12 protein-coding genes are annotated in these 15,976 nt (G+C 61.4%); 6 read left to right on the top strand and 6 right to left on the bottom strand.

Annotated features, from left to right (window positions below; genetic code table 11):
- Positions 1–47 precede the first annotated feature (47 nt).
- Positions 48–1,433 carry a Glu/Leu/Phe/Val family dehydrogenase gene (locus KX928_RS08105; protein WP_219502069.1) on the bottom strand — a complete coding sequence of 462 codons (1,386 nt, stop codon included), beginning with the start codon at positions 1,431–1,433 and terminating at the stop codon, positions 48–50.
- Positions 1,434–1,811: 378 nt separating this feature from the next.
- Here KX928_RS08105 and KX928_RS08100 point away from each other — a divergent pair, with 378 nt between their 5' ends.
- From KX928_RS08100 to KX928_RS08090, 3 genes are read left to right on the top strand one after another with little or no spacing between them, the layout of a single operon-like run.
- Positions 1,812–3,386, top strand: coding sequence for a TadE/TadG family type IV pilus assembly protein (locus KX928_RS08100; protein ID WP_219500847.1), 1,575 nt, complete (start codon positions 1,812–1,814; stop codon positions 3,384–3,386).
- 53 nt (positions 3,387–3,439) lie between these two features.
- Positions 3,440–3,958 carry a TadE/TadG family type IV pilus assembly protein gene (locus KX928_RS08095; protein WP_257883632.1) on the top strand — a complete coding sequence of 173 codons (519 nt, stop codon included), beginning with the start codon at positions 3,440–3,442 and terminating at the stop codon, positions 3,956–3,958.
- Entirely contained in the window at positions 3,958–4,536 is a 579-nt protein-coding gene (locus KX928_RS08090; RefSeq protein ID WP_219500843.1) for a TadE/TadG family type IV pilus assembly protein, read from the top strand. The genes KX928_RS08095 and KX928_RS08090 overlap by 1 nt, the downstream gene beginning before the upstream one ends.
- Here KX928_RS08090 and KX928_RS08085 read toward each other — a convergent pair whose 3' ends face one another.
- Positions 4,537–5,025: a hypothetical protein gene (locus tag KX928_RS08085; protein ID WP_219502067.1), complete on the bottom strand. Its 489-nt coding sequence runs from the start codon at positions 5,023–5,025 to the stop codon at positions 4,537–4,539. It abuts the gene before it with no gap.
- An 81-nt stretch (positions 5,026–5,106) separates the two neighbouring features.
- Positions 5,107–6,237: a T6SS phospholipase effector Tle1-like catalytic domain-containing protein gene (locus KX928_RS08080; RefSeq protein WP_219500841.1), complete on the bottom strand. Its 1,131-nt coding sequence runs from the start codon at positions 6,235–6,237 to the stop codon at positions 5,107–5,109.
- Positions 6,238–6,353: 116 nt separating this feature from the next.
- Between KX928_RS08080 and KX928_RS08075 the strand changes: the two genes are divergently transcribed.
- Complete coding sequence (locus KX928_RS08075) at positions 6,354–7,058, top strand: TspO-related membrane protein (RefSeq protein WP_219500839.1); 705 nt, start codon at positions 6,354–6,356, stop codon at positions 7,056–7,058.
- Here KX928_RS08075 and der read toward each other — a convergent pair.
- From der to KX928_RS08060, 3 genes are read right to left on the bottom strand one after another with little or no spacing between them, the layout of a single operon-like run.
- A complete protein-coding gene (der, locus tag KX928_RS08070; RefSeq protein WP_219500837.1) occupies positions 7,055–8,518 on the bottom strand; it encodes a ribosome biogenesis GTPase Der in 1,464 nt (487 codons plus the stop codon). The two genes, KX928_RS08075 and der, sit on opposite strands and share 4 nt — an antisense overlap.
- Before the next feature lie 51 nt (positions 8,519–8,569).
- The gene (locus KX928_RS08065; RefSeq protein WP_308342265.1) at positions 8,570–9,919 is read right to left on the bottom strand and encodes a PQQ-like beta-propeller repeat protein; all 1,350 of its coding nucleotides are present in this window, start codon (positions 9,917–9,919) and stop codon (positions 8,570–8,572) included.
- A 60-nt stretch (positions 9,920–9,979) separates the two neighbouring features.
- Complete coding sequence (locus KX928_RS08060; RefSeq protein WP_219500835.1) at positions 9,980–10,657, bottom strand: tetratricopeptide repeat protein; 678 nt, start codon at positions 10,655–10,657, stop codon at positions 9,980–9,982.
- 218 nt (positions 10,658–10,875) lie between these two features.
- Between KX928_RS08060 and KX928_RS08055 the strand changes: the two genes are divergently transcribed.
- Positions 10,876–12,150, top strand: a complete 1,275-nt coding sequence (locus KX928_RS08055; RefSeq protein WP_219500833.1) for an efflux RND transporter periplasmic adaptor subunit — start codon at positions 10,876–10,878, stop codon at positions 12,148–12,150.
- Positions 12,147–15,959: an efflux RND transporter permease subunit gene (locus KX928_RS08050; protein WP_219500831.1), complete on the top strand. Its 3,813-nt coding sequence runs from the start codon at positions 12,147–12,149 to the stop codon at positions 15,957–15,959. The genes KX928_RS08055 and KX928_RS08050 overlap by 4 nt, the downstream gene beginning before the upstream one ends.
- The last annotated feature ends 17 nt before the right edge of the window (positions 15,960–15,976 follow it).

Genomic DNA, 15,976 nt, shown 5'->3' with positions numbered 1-15,976 from the left:
GCCAGACCACCCGGCAGCGTGATGCGATATCTGTCCGGTCAAAGACGTCAGAGGCCCTTGGCGCGATAGCTTGCGGCCACTTTGTCAATCGCAACCAGATAGGCCGCGGTGCGCAGATCATCGACGTCGTCCCGGGAATGCCAGACATCCGCCATCGATTGATACGCGATGCGCATGGTATCGTCGAGGCCGGAACGCACCAGCTCCAGCTCACCGGCGCCACGCAGGTATTTTTCCTTGAAATCGGGGCTCAGTTCCCAGTTCAGTTCCTTGTCCCGCGACAGGCGCTCCAATTCGTTGATGATCAGCTGGTGCCGCGATTCTTCCTGACGCCGCCCCATGCGACCAAATCGGATGTGGCTCAGGTTCTTGACCCATTCAAAGTAGCTGACTGTCACACCGCCGGCGTTGGCATACATATCGGGTATCATCACAACCCCTTTTTCACGCAGGATCTGGTCCGCACCCGCGGTGACCGGGCCATTCGCCGCTTCGATGATCAAAGGCGCTTTGATCTGGCCGGCATTCTGCAGGTTGATCACACCTTCCAGCGCCGCCGGGATCAGGATGTCGCAATCTTCTTCCAGCACCTTTGCACCGTTTTTCACGTGGTGCATATCCGAATAGCCGGAAATGCCGCCGTGTTTCGCGATCCAGTCCCGCACCCGCTCGACATCAAGACCATCGGGATTAAACAGCGCGCCATCGCGTTCAATGATGCCGGTGATGATGCTGCCATCTTCCTGCGCCAGAAATTTCGCCGCGTGATAGCCCACGTTGCCCAGCCCCTGCACAATGACCCGCTTGCCCTCCAGATCACCGGTCATCCCGGCTTTCTTCAGGCCTTCCGCATCACGGAAGAAGGCGCGCAGCGCATATTGCACACCGCGACCCGTTGCCTCGACCCGGCCCGCGATGCCACCGGCATTGGGCGGCTTGCCGGTCACGCAGGCGTTGCCATTGATATCCGTGGTATGCATGCGCTTGTACTGATCGGCGATCCAGGCCATTTCACGCTCGCCCGTGCCCATATCTGGGGCGGGTACGTTCTGGCTCGGATTGATCAGGTCACGCTTGATCAGCTCATAGGCAAAACGCCGGGTGATCTGTTCCAGCTCGTGTTCGTCATATTCACGCGGGTCAACACACAGCCCCCCCTTTGAACCGCCAAACGGGGCTTCGACGAGAGCACATTTGTATGTCATCAGGGCCGCAAGGGCTTCGACCTCATCCTGATTGACGCCCAGGGAAAAGCGGATACCGCCCTTGACCGGCTCCATATGTTCGGAATGAACGGAACGATAACCGGTGAAGGTCTGGATTTTGCCCCGCAGGCGCACACCGAACCGCACGGTATAGGTCGCGTTACAGACACGGATCTTTTCTTCCAGCCCCGGCGACAGGTCCATCAGGCTGACGGCCCGATTGAACATCTGGTCAACGCTTTCTCTGAAGCTCGGTTCGCTAGTGTGCTGGTTCAATGTCTTTCTCCTATTGGCAGTTCAGTGTTCTGCTATTGACAACAATGTCACCCTAAGACGGTGAGTCGTTCATTGCCAGTTTTTTGGGCAGACCGTGAACAGCTGATGAAACCGGTTTGCGCGTCCTTAGTCCCGCAAATCGAAACAGTGGCATGCCACAGCGTGCATCGTTTCCATTATCGCGTTTAAGTTCCTGTTTTTAACTTAAAAATTTAACCTTTTTTGGCACCCCGGCGCGTTTCCGCCCGTTTTCTGCCACAAACCGCGTTCATAAACGGAAGCTAGTTTTCCATGCCGCAAGGCAGATTAATTGCACGAGTTGGTAGTATCATGACACGCATTTCGCCGGAGAAACCCGAAGAGCAATCGACGTCAGCGCCTTCGATGGCCCAATTTGCACGTGAAGAAGACGGGGTTGTCACGATCTTCACGATCTTCATCCTTCTCATGATGTTGATGGTCGCCGGTATCGGTGTCGATCTGATGCAAAATGAAATGCGGCGCACCTCGCTTCAGAACACGATGGACCGCGCGGTTCTGGCGGCGGCCGACCTGGACCAGACCCTGCCCCCAACGGCAGTGGTGGAAGACTATTTTGACAAGGCGGGCTTGGGCGAATACCTGACAAGCGTTGTTCCGGCCCAAGGCCTCAATTACCGCACCGTGACCGCCGAAGCCTTCATGCGAACAAACACGCAGTTCATGTCCATTCTCGGTGTCGACTCACTGCCCGTGCCCGCATCCAGCAGCGCGATCGAGGATGTCCCGAATGTGGAAATCTCACTCGTGCTCGACATCTCCGGCTCCATGCGGTTTTCCAACCGCATGAAGAACCTGCGTCCCGCGGCAAAGAATTTCGTGGATATCGTGTTGCTTGGTCCTGCGGCCAACACCACCTCCATCAACCTCATTCCCTATGCCGGACAGACCAATCCCGGCACCTTCATGTTCAACCGGCTGGGTGGTGTGCGCTATCCCGCGCAGGCCCTGGACGAGGATGACGGCGGCATCAACGAAGCGTTCAACAACAACACCATTCCCGAGGGTGAAGCCGGTGGAACAGGTGATGATGCAGGTGTGCGGTACGTCTACCCCAACGTGTCTTCCTGCCTTGAAATCGACAATAGCGACTTTCTCGACGACGAGCTTCCGGGCGACGGAACATATGACCAGACCGCGCACTTCATGAACTGGAAGATCGCAAGCGAGATCGTCACCGATGAAAACGGTGACCCGGTCCAGTTCGACGAGGACGGTAACGTGGTTGAATCCGGCGGTGTCACACGCTCCGTGATGGATTGGGGTTGGTGCCCACAGGATCAGACATCGATCATCTACGCGTCCAACAGCGCGACCGAGTTGAAAACCCGGATCGACACGATGCGCATGCATGACGGGACGGGCACGCATTACGCGATGAAATGGGCGCTGGCCCTGCTGAACCCGACGTCGCAACCTGATTTTGAACAAATGGCCAAGCCCGCGAACGGTCTCGTGCCGCCTCAGTTCAGTGATCGGCCACTGCCGTTCAACGACCCGGAGACAGTCAAATACATCGTGCTGATGACCGACGGTCAGATCACCGAACAGTTGCGCCCAAAGGAAACCATGCACGCGTTGAACCCGACAAGCCACCTGACATCGCGCAAGACGGATCGCAAGACCACCACATCGAAATCAACGAACGTGGCAAGCTTCAAGGCGCAATGCGACCTGGCCAAGACAAGCGCGCGCAACGTTGTGATCTACACCATCGCTTTCGAAGCCCCGGGCACTCCAGAGGCACAGATGCAGTATTGTGCCTCCAGCGACTCTCATTTCTTCCGCGCCAGCGGCAAGGATGAGATCGACGCGGCCTTTTCGACCATTGCACGCCAAATCAATGAACTGAGGTTGACCCAATGATCCGCCGCATTTCTTCTTGCTTCAAACGCTTCCGCAAGGACGAAGAAGGGCACATGATCATCGAATTCGCGATCATCGTGCCAGCCATCTTCAGTATGTTCCTCGCATCTGTCGAGTTTGGTATCTACTCGATGCGCCAGATGTTCCTTGACCGCGGGCTGGACGTGACCGTGCGGGCCATCCGCCTCAATACAGGGGCTGATCTCGATGGCGACGGGGTTAACGATTACAACCACGACACCGTAAAACAGATGATCTGCGACAATTCCGGGTTCCTGAACACGGGTATCGAGAACAACTGCGACAACACGCTGCGCCTTGAGATGGAGCCGATCGACCCCTTCAATTACGTCGCTCTGAACCCCGATGCAGACTGCGTCGACGTGTCAGAGCCCATCAACCCGCCGCGTGGTTTCACGAATGGTGCGGAACACGAGCTGATGATCATGCGCGCCTGCGTCAAGTTTAACCCGGTCTTTCCAACGACCGGTCTCGGCTTCGCCTTCGAAACGGATGGTGCCGGCAAGGCCCGCATGCTGTCCATGTCAGCCTTCGTTCAGGAGCCTGAATAATGTCACAGCCCCTGCACAAGCGTTGCCGCCGTGTACTCCGCACTTTCGCCCGGCGCGAAGACGGCAACATCGCTTTGGAAACCCTGATCATCGTGCCGATCTTGTTCTGGGCCTATCTGGCTCTCTTCGTTATCTTTGACGCCTACCGCCAGCACAGCATCAACCAGAAAGCCGCCTATACGATCGGCGACATGGTGTCGCGTGAAGACCGCGCGCTGACCCCCGCCTACATGACCGGGACCCGCAACCTGTTTGACAGTCTGGCTCGTTCGGCGACCCCGTCCAGCGTCCGCGTTACGTCGGTGTGGTTTGATGCGGCGAACAACCTGTACGTTTGTGATTGGTCGGAATCCATTGGCACGGTCGTCGATGCATCGATCACTCAGGTCGAAAACTGGGACACGATTCTGCCCGTGATGCCGAATTTCGAGCGGATCACAGTCGTGGAGACCTGGACGCGCTATGAGGCGCCTTTCAATATCGGCATTGCGGATCACGACATTCACAATTTCATTTTCACACGCCCAAGACGTGCACCCGCGATCACATGGGAAGACGCGAGCGCCAACTGTGCCTGATCAGTCGGTCTCGCGCTCGGCCAGCATGACGGCAATGATCTCGGCCATATATTTCGTCTGACGCCCCGGCGTCATGCCGCCAATGCCAATCCGGCGCCCGAACCGCCACCACAGCCCCGGACGCCACATGCGCGCGCCGGGGCTTTTTGTGCGCAACAGAAACCCGTTCGACGGCTTGAAGGCAAAGGTTCCGCGGTCAATGGATGCAATGTCGTCGACATAGGCAATGACCACCCCGCCGCTGTCGCGCAGTTCCGTTCCGGTCAGCTCCAGCTTGTGGGCGGTCGACCGCCGCATCGTGTCCGCGATCATCAGCGCCACGGCACCCAGGACCAGCAGGAACATCTGCCATCCGAAACCGGGCGGCGTCACGAAGGCGACATAGATGACCAGCACGCCCAGCACGGCCAGCAGCCCGATCCCCAGGATCCGGCGGCCCGTCGATGCCGCGACCGTTGCCAGCACATCCTCATCCTGCCCGTCATGCATGTGATCACCCTTCACTGATGTCACATGCCACCTAGCCTGCGCGCGCAGGCGGTCACAAGAGCAAAGGTGAACGGATCGACCCTATTGCGGGTGCGACAGCCCCGGCATCAGGGCGCGCAGGCTGCCCGGGCGATAAGTCTGCACGCTGGCCAGACGCAAGCGTACGGTATCATGCAGATCAATGGCGCGGGTCGGACCGGCGCGCCAGCGCAGGAGCCATGGGGTCAGCCGGTAGATCGGACTTGGATCATCGATTTCATTGGTTTGTACGCACGGGTCGACAGACACCATCGGAATTTCCACACCCGGTTTCAGCTGCAAACCCTGGGCCCGGGCGCCCTGCCAGACCCACGCGAGGGTAATCTCGCTCAGCGCACGTGTTTCCGCCGAGCCACCGACAATGCCATGATCGCCCACAAACCAAACCTGCTGGTAGGGGCGCTTCGCTGTTTCATCCCCGAGGTTGAGCCCGGGCACCGCATCCCGGCTTTCGAGATTGTCCCACAGGCTGGGTTCGTAAAGACTGCGACGTTCATCCAATGCGACGGCGTGCCGGGCGGCTTCCACGAGATGGGACAGGGTTGTGTCATGAAACTTGTACCGTGCATTCCACCAGTCCGCGGCCCTTCCGAAAATGCTGGCCGGAATGCCCAGTGCGCCAACCGTATCCCAGACCCCCAGATACGATATGCGCACCAGACAACTGTCATCCGCCCGCGCCATCACATCCGCCTGGCTGGTCGCGAAGTCCGGCGACAGCCTTTGGCGCGCGGTGATGATATGTGGCGCATCGGGTTTGTTGTGATCGCCCCGCATCCGGTAGAGCCGGAACGCCCGGCGCAGATTGGCCCGGGTCGGATCCGACAGAATACCGCATTTGCGGATCATCCCGACAAGCGACCGCGCGGTGTACGCGCCCCTCGAAAACCCGAATATCATGATTTTATCACCGGGCTGATACACCTGACAGAGCGCCAGATATGCCGCCCGGATATTCCGGTTCAGCCCCCATCCAAAGAGGCCACCGCCAATCTTGCTCAGGCTGCGGCCGAACTGGCTCATCATGCCTGTGCCAGTGCCAACGCCTTCGAAATACATCACTTTTTGTCGCTGGCTGCGGGCGCAGGCGTTCGACAGCCGCAACACATGCGTTGCCGAGCCGGTTTCAGCGCTGTTCCACGTGCCGTCACAGAAAATCGCGATATGTGCCATTTGCCAATCCCCTTTTGCACACTACACATGACAGATGGATCATCGCAGAGACTTAAGCCTGCGCGCGCTGGCTTAACACGCGGAACGATCCTGCAGATGAAAGGACACAGGTGACGATGCCCCCGAGAATGACTGCCCTGCTTGCCGTGTTTCTGGCGGTGACTTTTGCCGTGTCTCCGATACTGGTGTCAGACTTCAATGGCTTCGATCCCGATCAGTTCCCGGTACCGCAGGACAACCCGGCCGTGCAGCCGGCGGGCTATGCTTTCGCGATCTGGGGGGTCATCTACCTGTGGCTTATTGCCGGTATGGGCTTTGGCGCTTTGCGGCGCGCCGATGATGCGGGTTGGCACGCCATGCGCGGCCCGCTCTGCCTGTCGCTGGCCATCGGGACGGTCTGGCTTGCGGTCGCCGTGCGCAGCCCCGTCTGGGCCTCGGTCCTGATCTGGGCCATGTTGATCACCGCGGTGGTCGCCCTGTTTCGCGCGCCCGGCCGCGACACCCTGTGGGCAGCCCTGCCGGTCGGGCTTTATGCCGGGTGGCTGAGTGCGGCCAGTTCGGTCTCGCTCGGTCTGCTGGCGGCAGGATACGGCTGGCTGGATGAACAAACAGCGGCACTGGTCTTTATCTTCCTTGCCCTCGTTCTGGCATCTGCGGTGCAATCCACCGTGAAACGTGCGCCCACATACGGGCTGGCCGCGATCTGGGCGCTGGTCGCGATCGTCGTTCAGAACATCGGCAGCGACCCGACGGTTGCCGCGCTTGCAGGCGGTGGCGCGGCCGCGCTGACGATACCAACCTACAAGGCCATCCGCGCCTAATCCCGGCGGCGGCCTTCGGTGTGTTTGCGCAGCTTGGAGGGCGGGGCTTTCTTGCGGCCCTTATACGGATTGGCATCATTCTGACCCCGCATCCACAACCGGATCGGTGTGCCCGGCATGTCGAAATCCACGCGCAACCCGTTGACCAGATAGCGGCTGTAGCTTTCTGGCACCTTATCGGGATGAGAGCACATCACCACAAACCCCGGCGGCCGCGTCTTGGCCTGTGTCATGTACCGAAGTTTGATGCGTTTGCCCTGTGGGGCGGGGGGCGGATGCGCCTCGACCATACCAGCCAGCCACCGGTTGAGCTGGGCCGTCGTGACCCGCCGGTTCCACACCTCGTAGGCGCGCATGATCGCGGCCTGCAACCGGTCCAGCCCGCGGCCCGTCTTGGCAGAGACGGTAATCAGCGGCGCGCCCCGCAATTGCGGCAACAGGCGTTCGAAGCTTTCGCGCAGCTCTTTCAGCTTGCCCTGCCGATCCTCCTCGATGTCCCATTTGTTGACCGCCAGAACAACCGCGCGGCCTTCCCGTTCTGCCAGATCGGCGATGCGCAGGTCCTGTTGCTCAAAGGGGATCGCCGCGTCGAGCAAGACAACCACCACCTCGGCGAACTTGACCGCCCGCAGGCCATCCCCGACGGAGAGTTTTTCCAGCTTTTCCTGCACCTTGGCCTTCTTTCGCATGCCGGCGGTGTCGAATATCCGCATCGGCACGCCACCCCAATCGGTGCGCAGGGAAATCGCATCACGCGTGATCCCGGCCTCCGGACCGGTCAGCAGCCGGTCTTCGCCCAGTATCTGGTTGATCAACGTGGATTTACCGGCATTCGGACGCCCGACAACGGCCACCTGCAGGGGTTTTTTCGCCGTGGGAACAGGGACGTCAGCCTCCATATCCCCCTCTTCTTCGTCCAGGGTCACATCCGTTTCGGGGGCATCTTCCACCGCGCGTTCGGCAAATTGATCCGCCAGAGGCATCAGGTGCAGGTAGAGGTCATTCAGCCCTTCGCCATGCTCCGCCGACATGCGGATGGGCTCCCCCAGACCAAGGGAATACGCCTCGATCACACCGGCGTCGGCGGCGGCACCTTCGGCTTTGTTGGCTGCGAGAATAACATGCGCCGAGCGCTTGCGCAGGATATCCGCGAAGACCAGATCAGACGGTGTTATCCCGACACGCGCATCGATCATGAACAGGCAGATGTCGGCCATGTCCACCGCACGCTCGGTCAGGCGACGCATGCGGCCCTGCAGGCTGTCGTCTGTCACCTCTTCCAGCCCGGCTGTATCGATCACGGTAAATCGCAGGTCGGCAAGACGTGCCGCCCCCTCGCGCAAATCGCGCGTCACGCCGGGCTGATCGTCCACCAGCGCAAGGCGTTTGCCGACAAGTCGGTTGAACAATGTGGATTTGCCCACGTTCGGGCGCCCCACAATGGCGAGGGTAAAGGACATGTCAAAGGCTCCAGAAGCCGGGATAAAGACGCGCTTTACCCTACCTTTGTGTCAACGGAAAGCATGCAATTTGCCGCTGGTCGACACAACGTAGAGAACACCCGCCGCGACAACCGGCGCGGTGGTGGCACCCCCCGGGATATCGACAGACGCCAGCAGATCACCGTTCGCGGGATCAAAGCCGCGCAACGCGCCATCGTTGGAGGCGACATAGATGCGGCCACCGGCAAGGATCGGACCGTGATGGGCAATCACCTCAGACCGGCGGCGCGGTCTCGATTTCACGAAGTTGGGCATTTGCACACCCCAGATGCGGGAGCCGTCGGATGCGTCCAGCCGGAGCAGTTCGCCCAGTTCGTTCACCACGAAGACGCTGTCGCCCGCAGGCACCACCGGCCCCACGGCGCCCTCCTGAGCGGTCCAGATCCGCGCCCCGGACTCAAGGTTCAGAGCGACGATCCGGCCGGATTGGTTGCCCACGTAAACCGTATTGCCCGAGATGACGGGGGCACCCGTCACATCGCCGACAGCCCCAAGCGCGCGGCCAAAGCGTTCACCGAAGGCGGAGGCGTCCCAGCGGCGCAATCCGCCCTGCCTGAACACTGCCTGAAGCTCCCCCGAGCCAAATCCGAAAATCGCCAGATCCCCGGCTACGGCAGGTGCGGGCCCACCCAAAACATTGTTCTCGTCCGGCGAGGCGACAAGCTGCCATTCGATCCGCCCGTCGGAGGCGCGCAGCCCCCAGCCGGTATCATCGCCGGAAGTGACATAGACCAGCTTGTCAAATGCCGTGGGTGTGCTGACCCCGACGCCGTCCAGCCGCTGCCGCCAGATTTCACCGCCGGTTTTTGCGTCCACCGCCGCAATCGATCCGTAGCCGAGCGATACAAACAGGGTGCCGTCCTTATACGCCAGCCCGCCGCCCGTCGCCGCGTTTGCGTCATCTCGCAAGGGTTGCAGATCCGTGCGCCACGCGACAGCACCCGCCACAGTTGTTGCGGTGACCTGCGACTCGGAATCCAGAGTAAAGACAAGGCCTTCCGCGACCACAGGGTCCGCTGTGATCCGCTGCCTGCGCCCGTCACCTGCCCCGATGCCCACGCTCCAGACCTGTTGCAAGGCCGAGCCAAGCGCCGGATGCGCAACCCGGGACGCGGGCGTACCAAGCGCCTGTGTCCAGTTGGCATTGGACTGCACCGGCGGCAGAGAGATCGCGCGCGCCTCGTTTTCAACAACAGCGGCTGGTTCGGCCGCGCTGTCCTCCTGCACCACCGACCGGATGTTTTCGCGTTTGCCGGGCAGGATGACGTCAGGCTCCGAACAGGCTGTCAGAAAGGTCGCGGCAGCCAGCACCCCAAGGGCGATGCCCCGCTGCGCGGATGATTTCCAGTATTGCATCATGCTCTGCTCGCTTCGCCTGTCATTCTACCCGCCACCCGTCTCGCGTGCCCTGTCAGCAGGTCAGTTCCCCACTGCGGGCAGGTTTTCCAGATCGGGCGTGCCTCCCAGCGCCACAATCACCTGTAAGGCGCGTTGTTGCAAGTCCGAGGTCACGGCAGCGTCCTGCAGAATGGTTTGATAGCGTTCTATCGCCGCCTCGGTTGCGCCTTCGGCGACGTCGATCAATGCGATCTGTTCAAGGGCCAGCAGGCGCAGCGGCGAGCCGGCATTGGCCAGAGCCTCGAACTGCTGCTTGCGGGTCTCCGCGTCCAGCGTGTCACCCTGCAAGGTCAGCGCCTTGAAGCCCGCGATCTGGCGGTACACTTCCGGGACATCCCCATCCACGGCGATGGCCGTCAATTCGGCCACGGCCTGGGCCGTTTTCTCGTTTTCCTGCGCGGTGGAGGCCGTCAACATGGCAACAACCGCCCTCGCCGCCGGGCTTTCAGGGGCCAGTTGTTCCAACGCGTCAAGACGCTCGGCCGCATCGCTATCACTGAGCGCCGCCAGCATGCCATCGCCCAGGGCCTCGGCCTCGGCGCGGATCGAGGCTTTGCGGTACTCGTTCCACGCGGCCCCGCCGACAATCAGAATGACCGCGAGGACCCCGATCCAGCCGTATTTCTTGAGCAAACCAAACAGGCGGTCGCGGCGGACCTCCTCGTTGACTTCATTGATAAAGCTGTCTGTGTCGCTCATGATCACCCGCTGGCTTGAATTTCCGCCTCTCTTAACGCGGGTCGGCAGGCAAGCCAAGACCTCGCGTGGCCTGTGACCGGGCGGGCAATTGCACATGCGGCAATAAAATTCTAATCTGAACTGGTCAGTTCAGTGTATCTGTCGTATGGGTTCCGCGCCGCGCTTCGGTGCATTTGCCTGCGGGCGGGGCTCAGAAAGGTCAGTGCGAGGCGATCGACATGCGTTTCTTTTCAATAATTGCTGCCATTTTGGTATCGGCGGTTCTGGCGTTGTTCATTCTGGACCGCCCCCGGCTCACTGCGCTGCTGGGCCGGGACAACCCCGAAGCGGAGGACAGGTCAGAGACCACTGAAATCTCCGCTGACACCCAAGGCGGTGCTGAACTCGTCAAAGTGGTGGTTCAGAAATCAGTGGCGCGCCAGATCGACACCGCGGTTATCCTGCGCGGCGAAACCAAGGCCGCGCGTGAAGTCGACGTCCGGGCGGAAACGTCTGCGGTCGTGGTATCGGAACCGCTGCGCAAGGGCGCGCGCGTGGAGACCGGTCAGGCGCTTTGCAGACTGGACGAAGGCACCCGCGGCACCGCCCTGGCCCTCGCACAGGCACAGCTGGACGAGGCGCGCGCGCGGGTTCCCGAGGCCGAAGCGCGTCTGGATCAGGCGCTTGCACAGCTCGACGAAGCGCTGATCAACCAGAATGCTTCGGCGAAACTGAGCCAGGGCGGCTTTGCCTCCACAACCCGTGTCGCCAATTCCGAAGCCGCGGTGGCCACGGCGCAGGCCGGCGTTGAAAGTGCGCGCGCCGGGCTTCAGGCCTCTCAGTCCGGCATCCAGAGCGCGCAGGCCAATGTGGCCACGGCGCGGAAAGAAATTGAGCGGCTGACGATCACGGCGCCGTTCTCAGGGTTGCTGGAAAGCGACACGGCAGAGCTTGGCGCTTTGCTGCAACCGGGTGATCTGTGCGCCACCATCATCCAGCTGGACCCGATCAAGCTGGTCGCCTACGTTCCGGAAACCGAAGTGGCGCGCGTGACCGAGGGGGCAACGGCCGTTGCTCGGCTCGTGTCCGGCATCGGCGCGATCAACACCAATGCCCCCGCGAACAGGGGGCAGGACGTCCGTGGTCAGGTGACCTTCCTGTCCCGCTCGGCGGATGAGACAACACGCACGTTTCGCGTCGAAATCGAAGTGCCCAACTCCAATAACAACATCCGCGACGGGCAGACCGCTGAAATCCAGATCTCGGCAGAGGGTGCAACCGCGCATCTGCTGCCCCAGTCGGCGCTGACCCTGAACGATGAGGGCACGTTGGGCGTCCGTACCATCGATGACAACGCGATAGTCGAATTTCACCCGGTGACACTGATGCGGGACACGGTTGAGGGCATCTGGATCACCGGTCTGGACCAGACCGCAAACGTGATCGTGCTGGGTCAGGAATACGTCGTTGCGGGCGTTCAGGTCGCGCCGACCTACAAGGAACTCAGCCAATGACCGGTATCGTCGACTGGGCCGCCAGCCGCGCACGCATGGTGATGGCCTTCATCCTGCTGTCGCTGGTCGTCGGCGGGTACTCCTACACCACCCTGCCAAAGGAGGGAGAGCCGGACATCGAAATCCCCGCGCTCTTTGTCTCCGTCCCCTTCCCCGGCATCTCGGCCGCCGACAGCGAGACGCTGCTGGTGCAACCGATGGAAACGGAACTGGCCGATCTCGATGGTCTGAAATCGATGAGCGGCACCGCCGCCGAAAACTATGCAGGCGTCGCGCTGGAATTCGAATTCGGTTGGGACAAGACCAAAATCCTCGCTGACGTTCGCGATGCGATGGGCAAGGCGGAGGCCGATTTTCCCGAAGGGGCCGAGCAGTATTCGATCAACGAGATCAATTTCTCCGAGTTCCCGATCATCATCGTCAACCTGACCGGCCCGGTGCCGGAACGCACGATGATCCGCGTGGCGAAAGATCTGCAGGACGATCTGGAAGCGGTGGATGCCATTCTGGAAGCGGGCATTGCAGGCAGCCGCGACGAACTGCTCGAAGTACTGATCGATCCGCTGCGGCTGGAAGCCTATAACGTCACGGCGAGTGAGCTGATCAACACCGTCAAAAACAACAACCAGCTGATTGCGGCGGGCGAGGTCGATACCGCCCAGGGTACGTTTTCGGTGAAGATCCCGTCGTCCTTCGACGATGCGCGCGACGTCTATAACCTGCCGGTCAAGACCAACGGCGACCGCGTCGTCACGCTGGGCGATCTGGCGCAGATCAATCCGACCTTCGAAGACCGTTCCGGCACCGCCCGTTTCAACGGGGAAAACTCGGTCGCGCTGCAGGTCGTGAAACGCAAGGGGTTCAACCTGATCGATACTGCCGCCCTCGTTAAATCAATGGTGGCCGAGAACAGCGCCAAATGGCCCGAGGGGCTGCAGGCCGCGGTCGAGGTGGGCACGTCGAACGACCAGTCGCGCATCGTCAACAGCATGGTTCAGCAATTGCTGGGGTCGGTGTTCACCGCGATTGCCCTCGTGATGATCGTGGTGCTGGCCGCCCTTGGTATCCGCGCCGCCCTGCTGGTCGGCTTTGCGATCCCCACATCTTTCCTGCTGTGCTTCGCCTTTCTGGCCCTGATGGGCATCTCGATCTCCAACATCGTGATGTTCGGGCTGATCCTCGCGGTGGGGATGCTGGTCGATGGCGCCATCGTGGTGGTGGAATACGCCGACAAGCGCCAGCAGGAGGGCGTGGGCCCGATGCAGGCCTATGTGGACGCCGCCAAGCGCATGTTCTGGCCGATCATCTCCTCCACCGCCACCACGCTCTGCGCCTTCCTGCCGATGCTCTTCTGGCCCGGTGTGCCGGGGGAATTCATGGGGATGCTGCCGGTCACGCTGATCTTCGTGCTCTCGGCCTCGCTGGTCGTGGCGCTGATCTACCTGCCGGTGATGGGCGGGGTGACGGGCCGTCTGGAACGCTGGATGGCCGACTACATGACCGCGATTGCCACGCTGCGCTGGTACCTGCACCTTGCACTGTTCCCGACAGCCATCGCCATGATCGCCGTGTCGGGCCTGATGGGTCCGATCTTTGGCCTGATCGAGCTGCGCTTTGCCGCGATGAACAGCCTTGAAATCATCTCCTCGGTAATCCCGACGCTGCTGGTGGTCTTCCTGCTTGTTCTGGCCGCCACCGCCTGTCTCTTCGTGGCCATGGGTGGTTTCCTGCTGCTTCTTGTGTCGCTCTTTGCGGTGCTGACGCGGATGGGCCGTCTCGGCAAACACATCGCAAGCCGGATGTTCCGGGCGGAGCCGAAAGAGATCAGCGCCGGCTACCGGCGCTCCGGCTTCGGACATGTGATCGCGATTATCGCGGGCAACCCGGTGATGCCACTGGTGATGGCCGGTGTTGTCTTTGTCTTCGTCGGCAGCATCCTGATGTTTTTCTCCAACAACAACAACGGCGTGGAATTCTTCGTCGAATCCGAACCGGAACAGGGCATCGTCTACGTGCTGGCGCGCGGGAACCTGTCGCTGGAAGAGAAAGACGCGCTGGTGCGTCAGGCAGAGGACATCGTGCTTGCGCATCCCGGCATCAGCAACGCGTTCTCCTTCGCGGGCGAAGGGGGGCTGAACACCGACACCTCCGGCGGCGCGACGCCCAAGGACCTGATCGGGCAGGTCCAGTTCGAGACGATTCCCTGGGAGGAACGCGCCGACCGTCCCGATCTTGACGGCAATATCGTGATCGCGGAATTGTCGGAACAGCTCGACCGGCTGCCCGGCATCAAGGTCGAAGTGCTTGAGGTTGCGGATGGCCCGGCCTCCGGCAAGCCCGTGCACCTGCGGCTCAAGGCTGATGACTTCGCAACCCTGGCAGAAGCCGCGGCCATCGCGCGCGCCGAATTCGAGCGCACCGCCGGCCTGACCCTGATCGAAGATACCCGCCCCCTGCCCGGCATCGACTGGCAGATCGACGTCGATGTTGAAAAGGCCGGGCGTTACGGCGCGGATGTGGCCACCGTCGGCGCGATGGTGCAGCTGGTCACGCGCGGCCTGATGCTGGACACCATGCGGGTCGACTCATCTGACGAGGAGATCGAGATCCGCGTGCGGCTGCCGGAGGAAAACAGGGTGCTGTCCACGCTCGACACGCTCAAGGTGCGCACCGTGGACGGGCTGGTGCCACTGTCGAACTTCATTACACGCACCCCGGTTCCGAAACTCGCTGAAGTTAACCGGATCGACCAGAAACGCTACTTCGACGTCAAGGCGGACGTGGCGCCCGGCATGATGAAGATCGTCGAGACGCGCCGCGAAAACGGCGTGGACGTGGATGAAACGCTGGCGATGTTGCGACCGGCCGCGGCCGATGCGGACCTTATCGCGCCCGACCGGACGCGCTACAAGGTGACTGACCGGATGGTTGATGCTGATCGCGATTTGCAAGCGGAGGTCTCGGGCGGCGCGCTGCGGCTTGTCCCGGTCAACCCCAACGAACGTATTGGCGTTCTGACCGAATGGCTGGAAACCGGCCCCCTGCCCGACGGGATCGAATACGAATGGACGGGCGATCAGGAAGAGCAGGCCGAGAGCCAGGCGTTTCTTTCGTCCGCCTTCACCGCGGCCCTCGGCCTGATGTTCATCATTCTGCTGGCGCAGTTCAACAGCTTCTACAACGCGATACTGGTGCTGCTGGCGGTGGTTCTGTCCACGACCGGGGTGCTGATCGGCATGCTGGTGATGGATCAGACCTTCTCTATCATCATGACGGGCACCGGCATTGTGGCGCTTGCGGGTATTGTCGTGAACAACAACATCATCCTGATCGACACCTACCAGGAATACAGCCAGTATATGCCGCGGATCGAGGCGATCATCCGCACCGCGCAGGCCCGTATCCGACCCGTCCTGCTGACCACCATCACCACGATGGCAGGCCTGGCCCCGATGATGTTCGGCCTCAGCCTGAACTTTGCCGAGGGCGGCTACACCATTGGCAGCCCGACCGCGCTGTGGTGGAAACAGCTGGCAACAGCCGTTGTCTGGGGGCTGGGGGTTGCAACCGTCCTGACGCTGGTCGTCACCCCGTCAATGCTGGCGATCCGGGTCTGGGCAACCACCTACATTCGCTGGATCGCGCGGCTGCTGGCGAAAATGTCCATGGGCCGGGCTTCGCGCGCCGCGCAGGACTGGGCCCTGCAAAAGGACGCCAGCCGCGTCGGCTCGGGAGAGATCATCTGGGAGGAAACCGGTCTTTATGCCACGCCCGACCGCCCAGCGGGTGCGTTGAAAGCCGCCGAGTGACAGCGGCACACAGCGTT

Origin of the sequence: Roseobacter insulae (assembly GCF_019375555.1) — a bacterium.
Lineage (GTDB): Bacteria > Pseudomonadota > Alphaproteobacteria > Rhodobacterales > Rhodobacteraceae > Roseobacter > Roseobacter insulae.
This window is presented reverse-complemented; position numbering and strand designations above follow the sequence as displayed.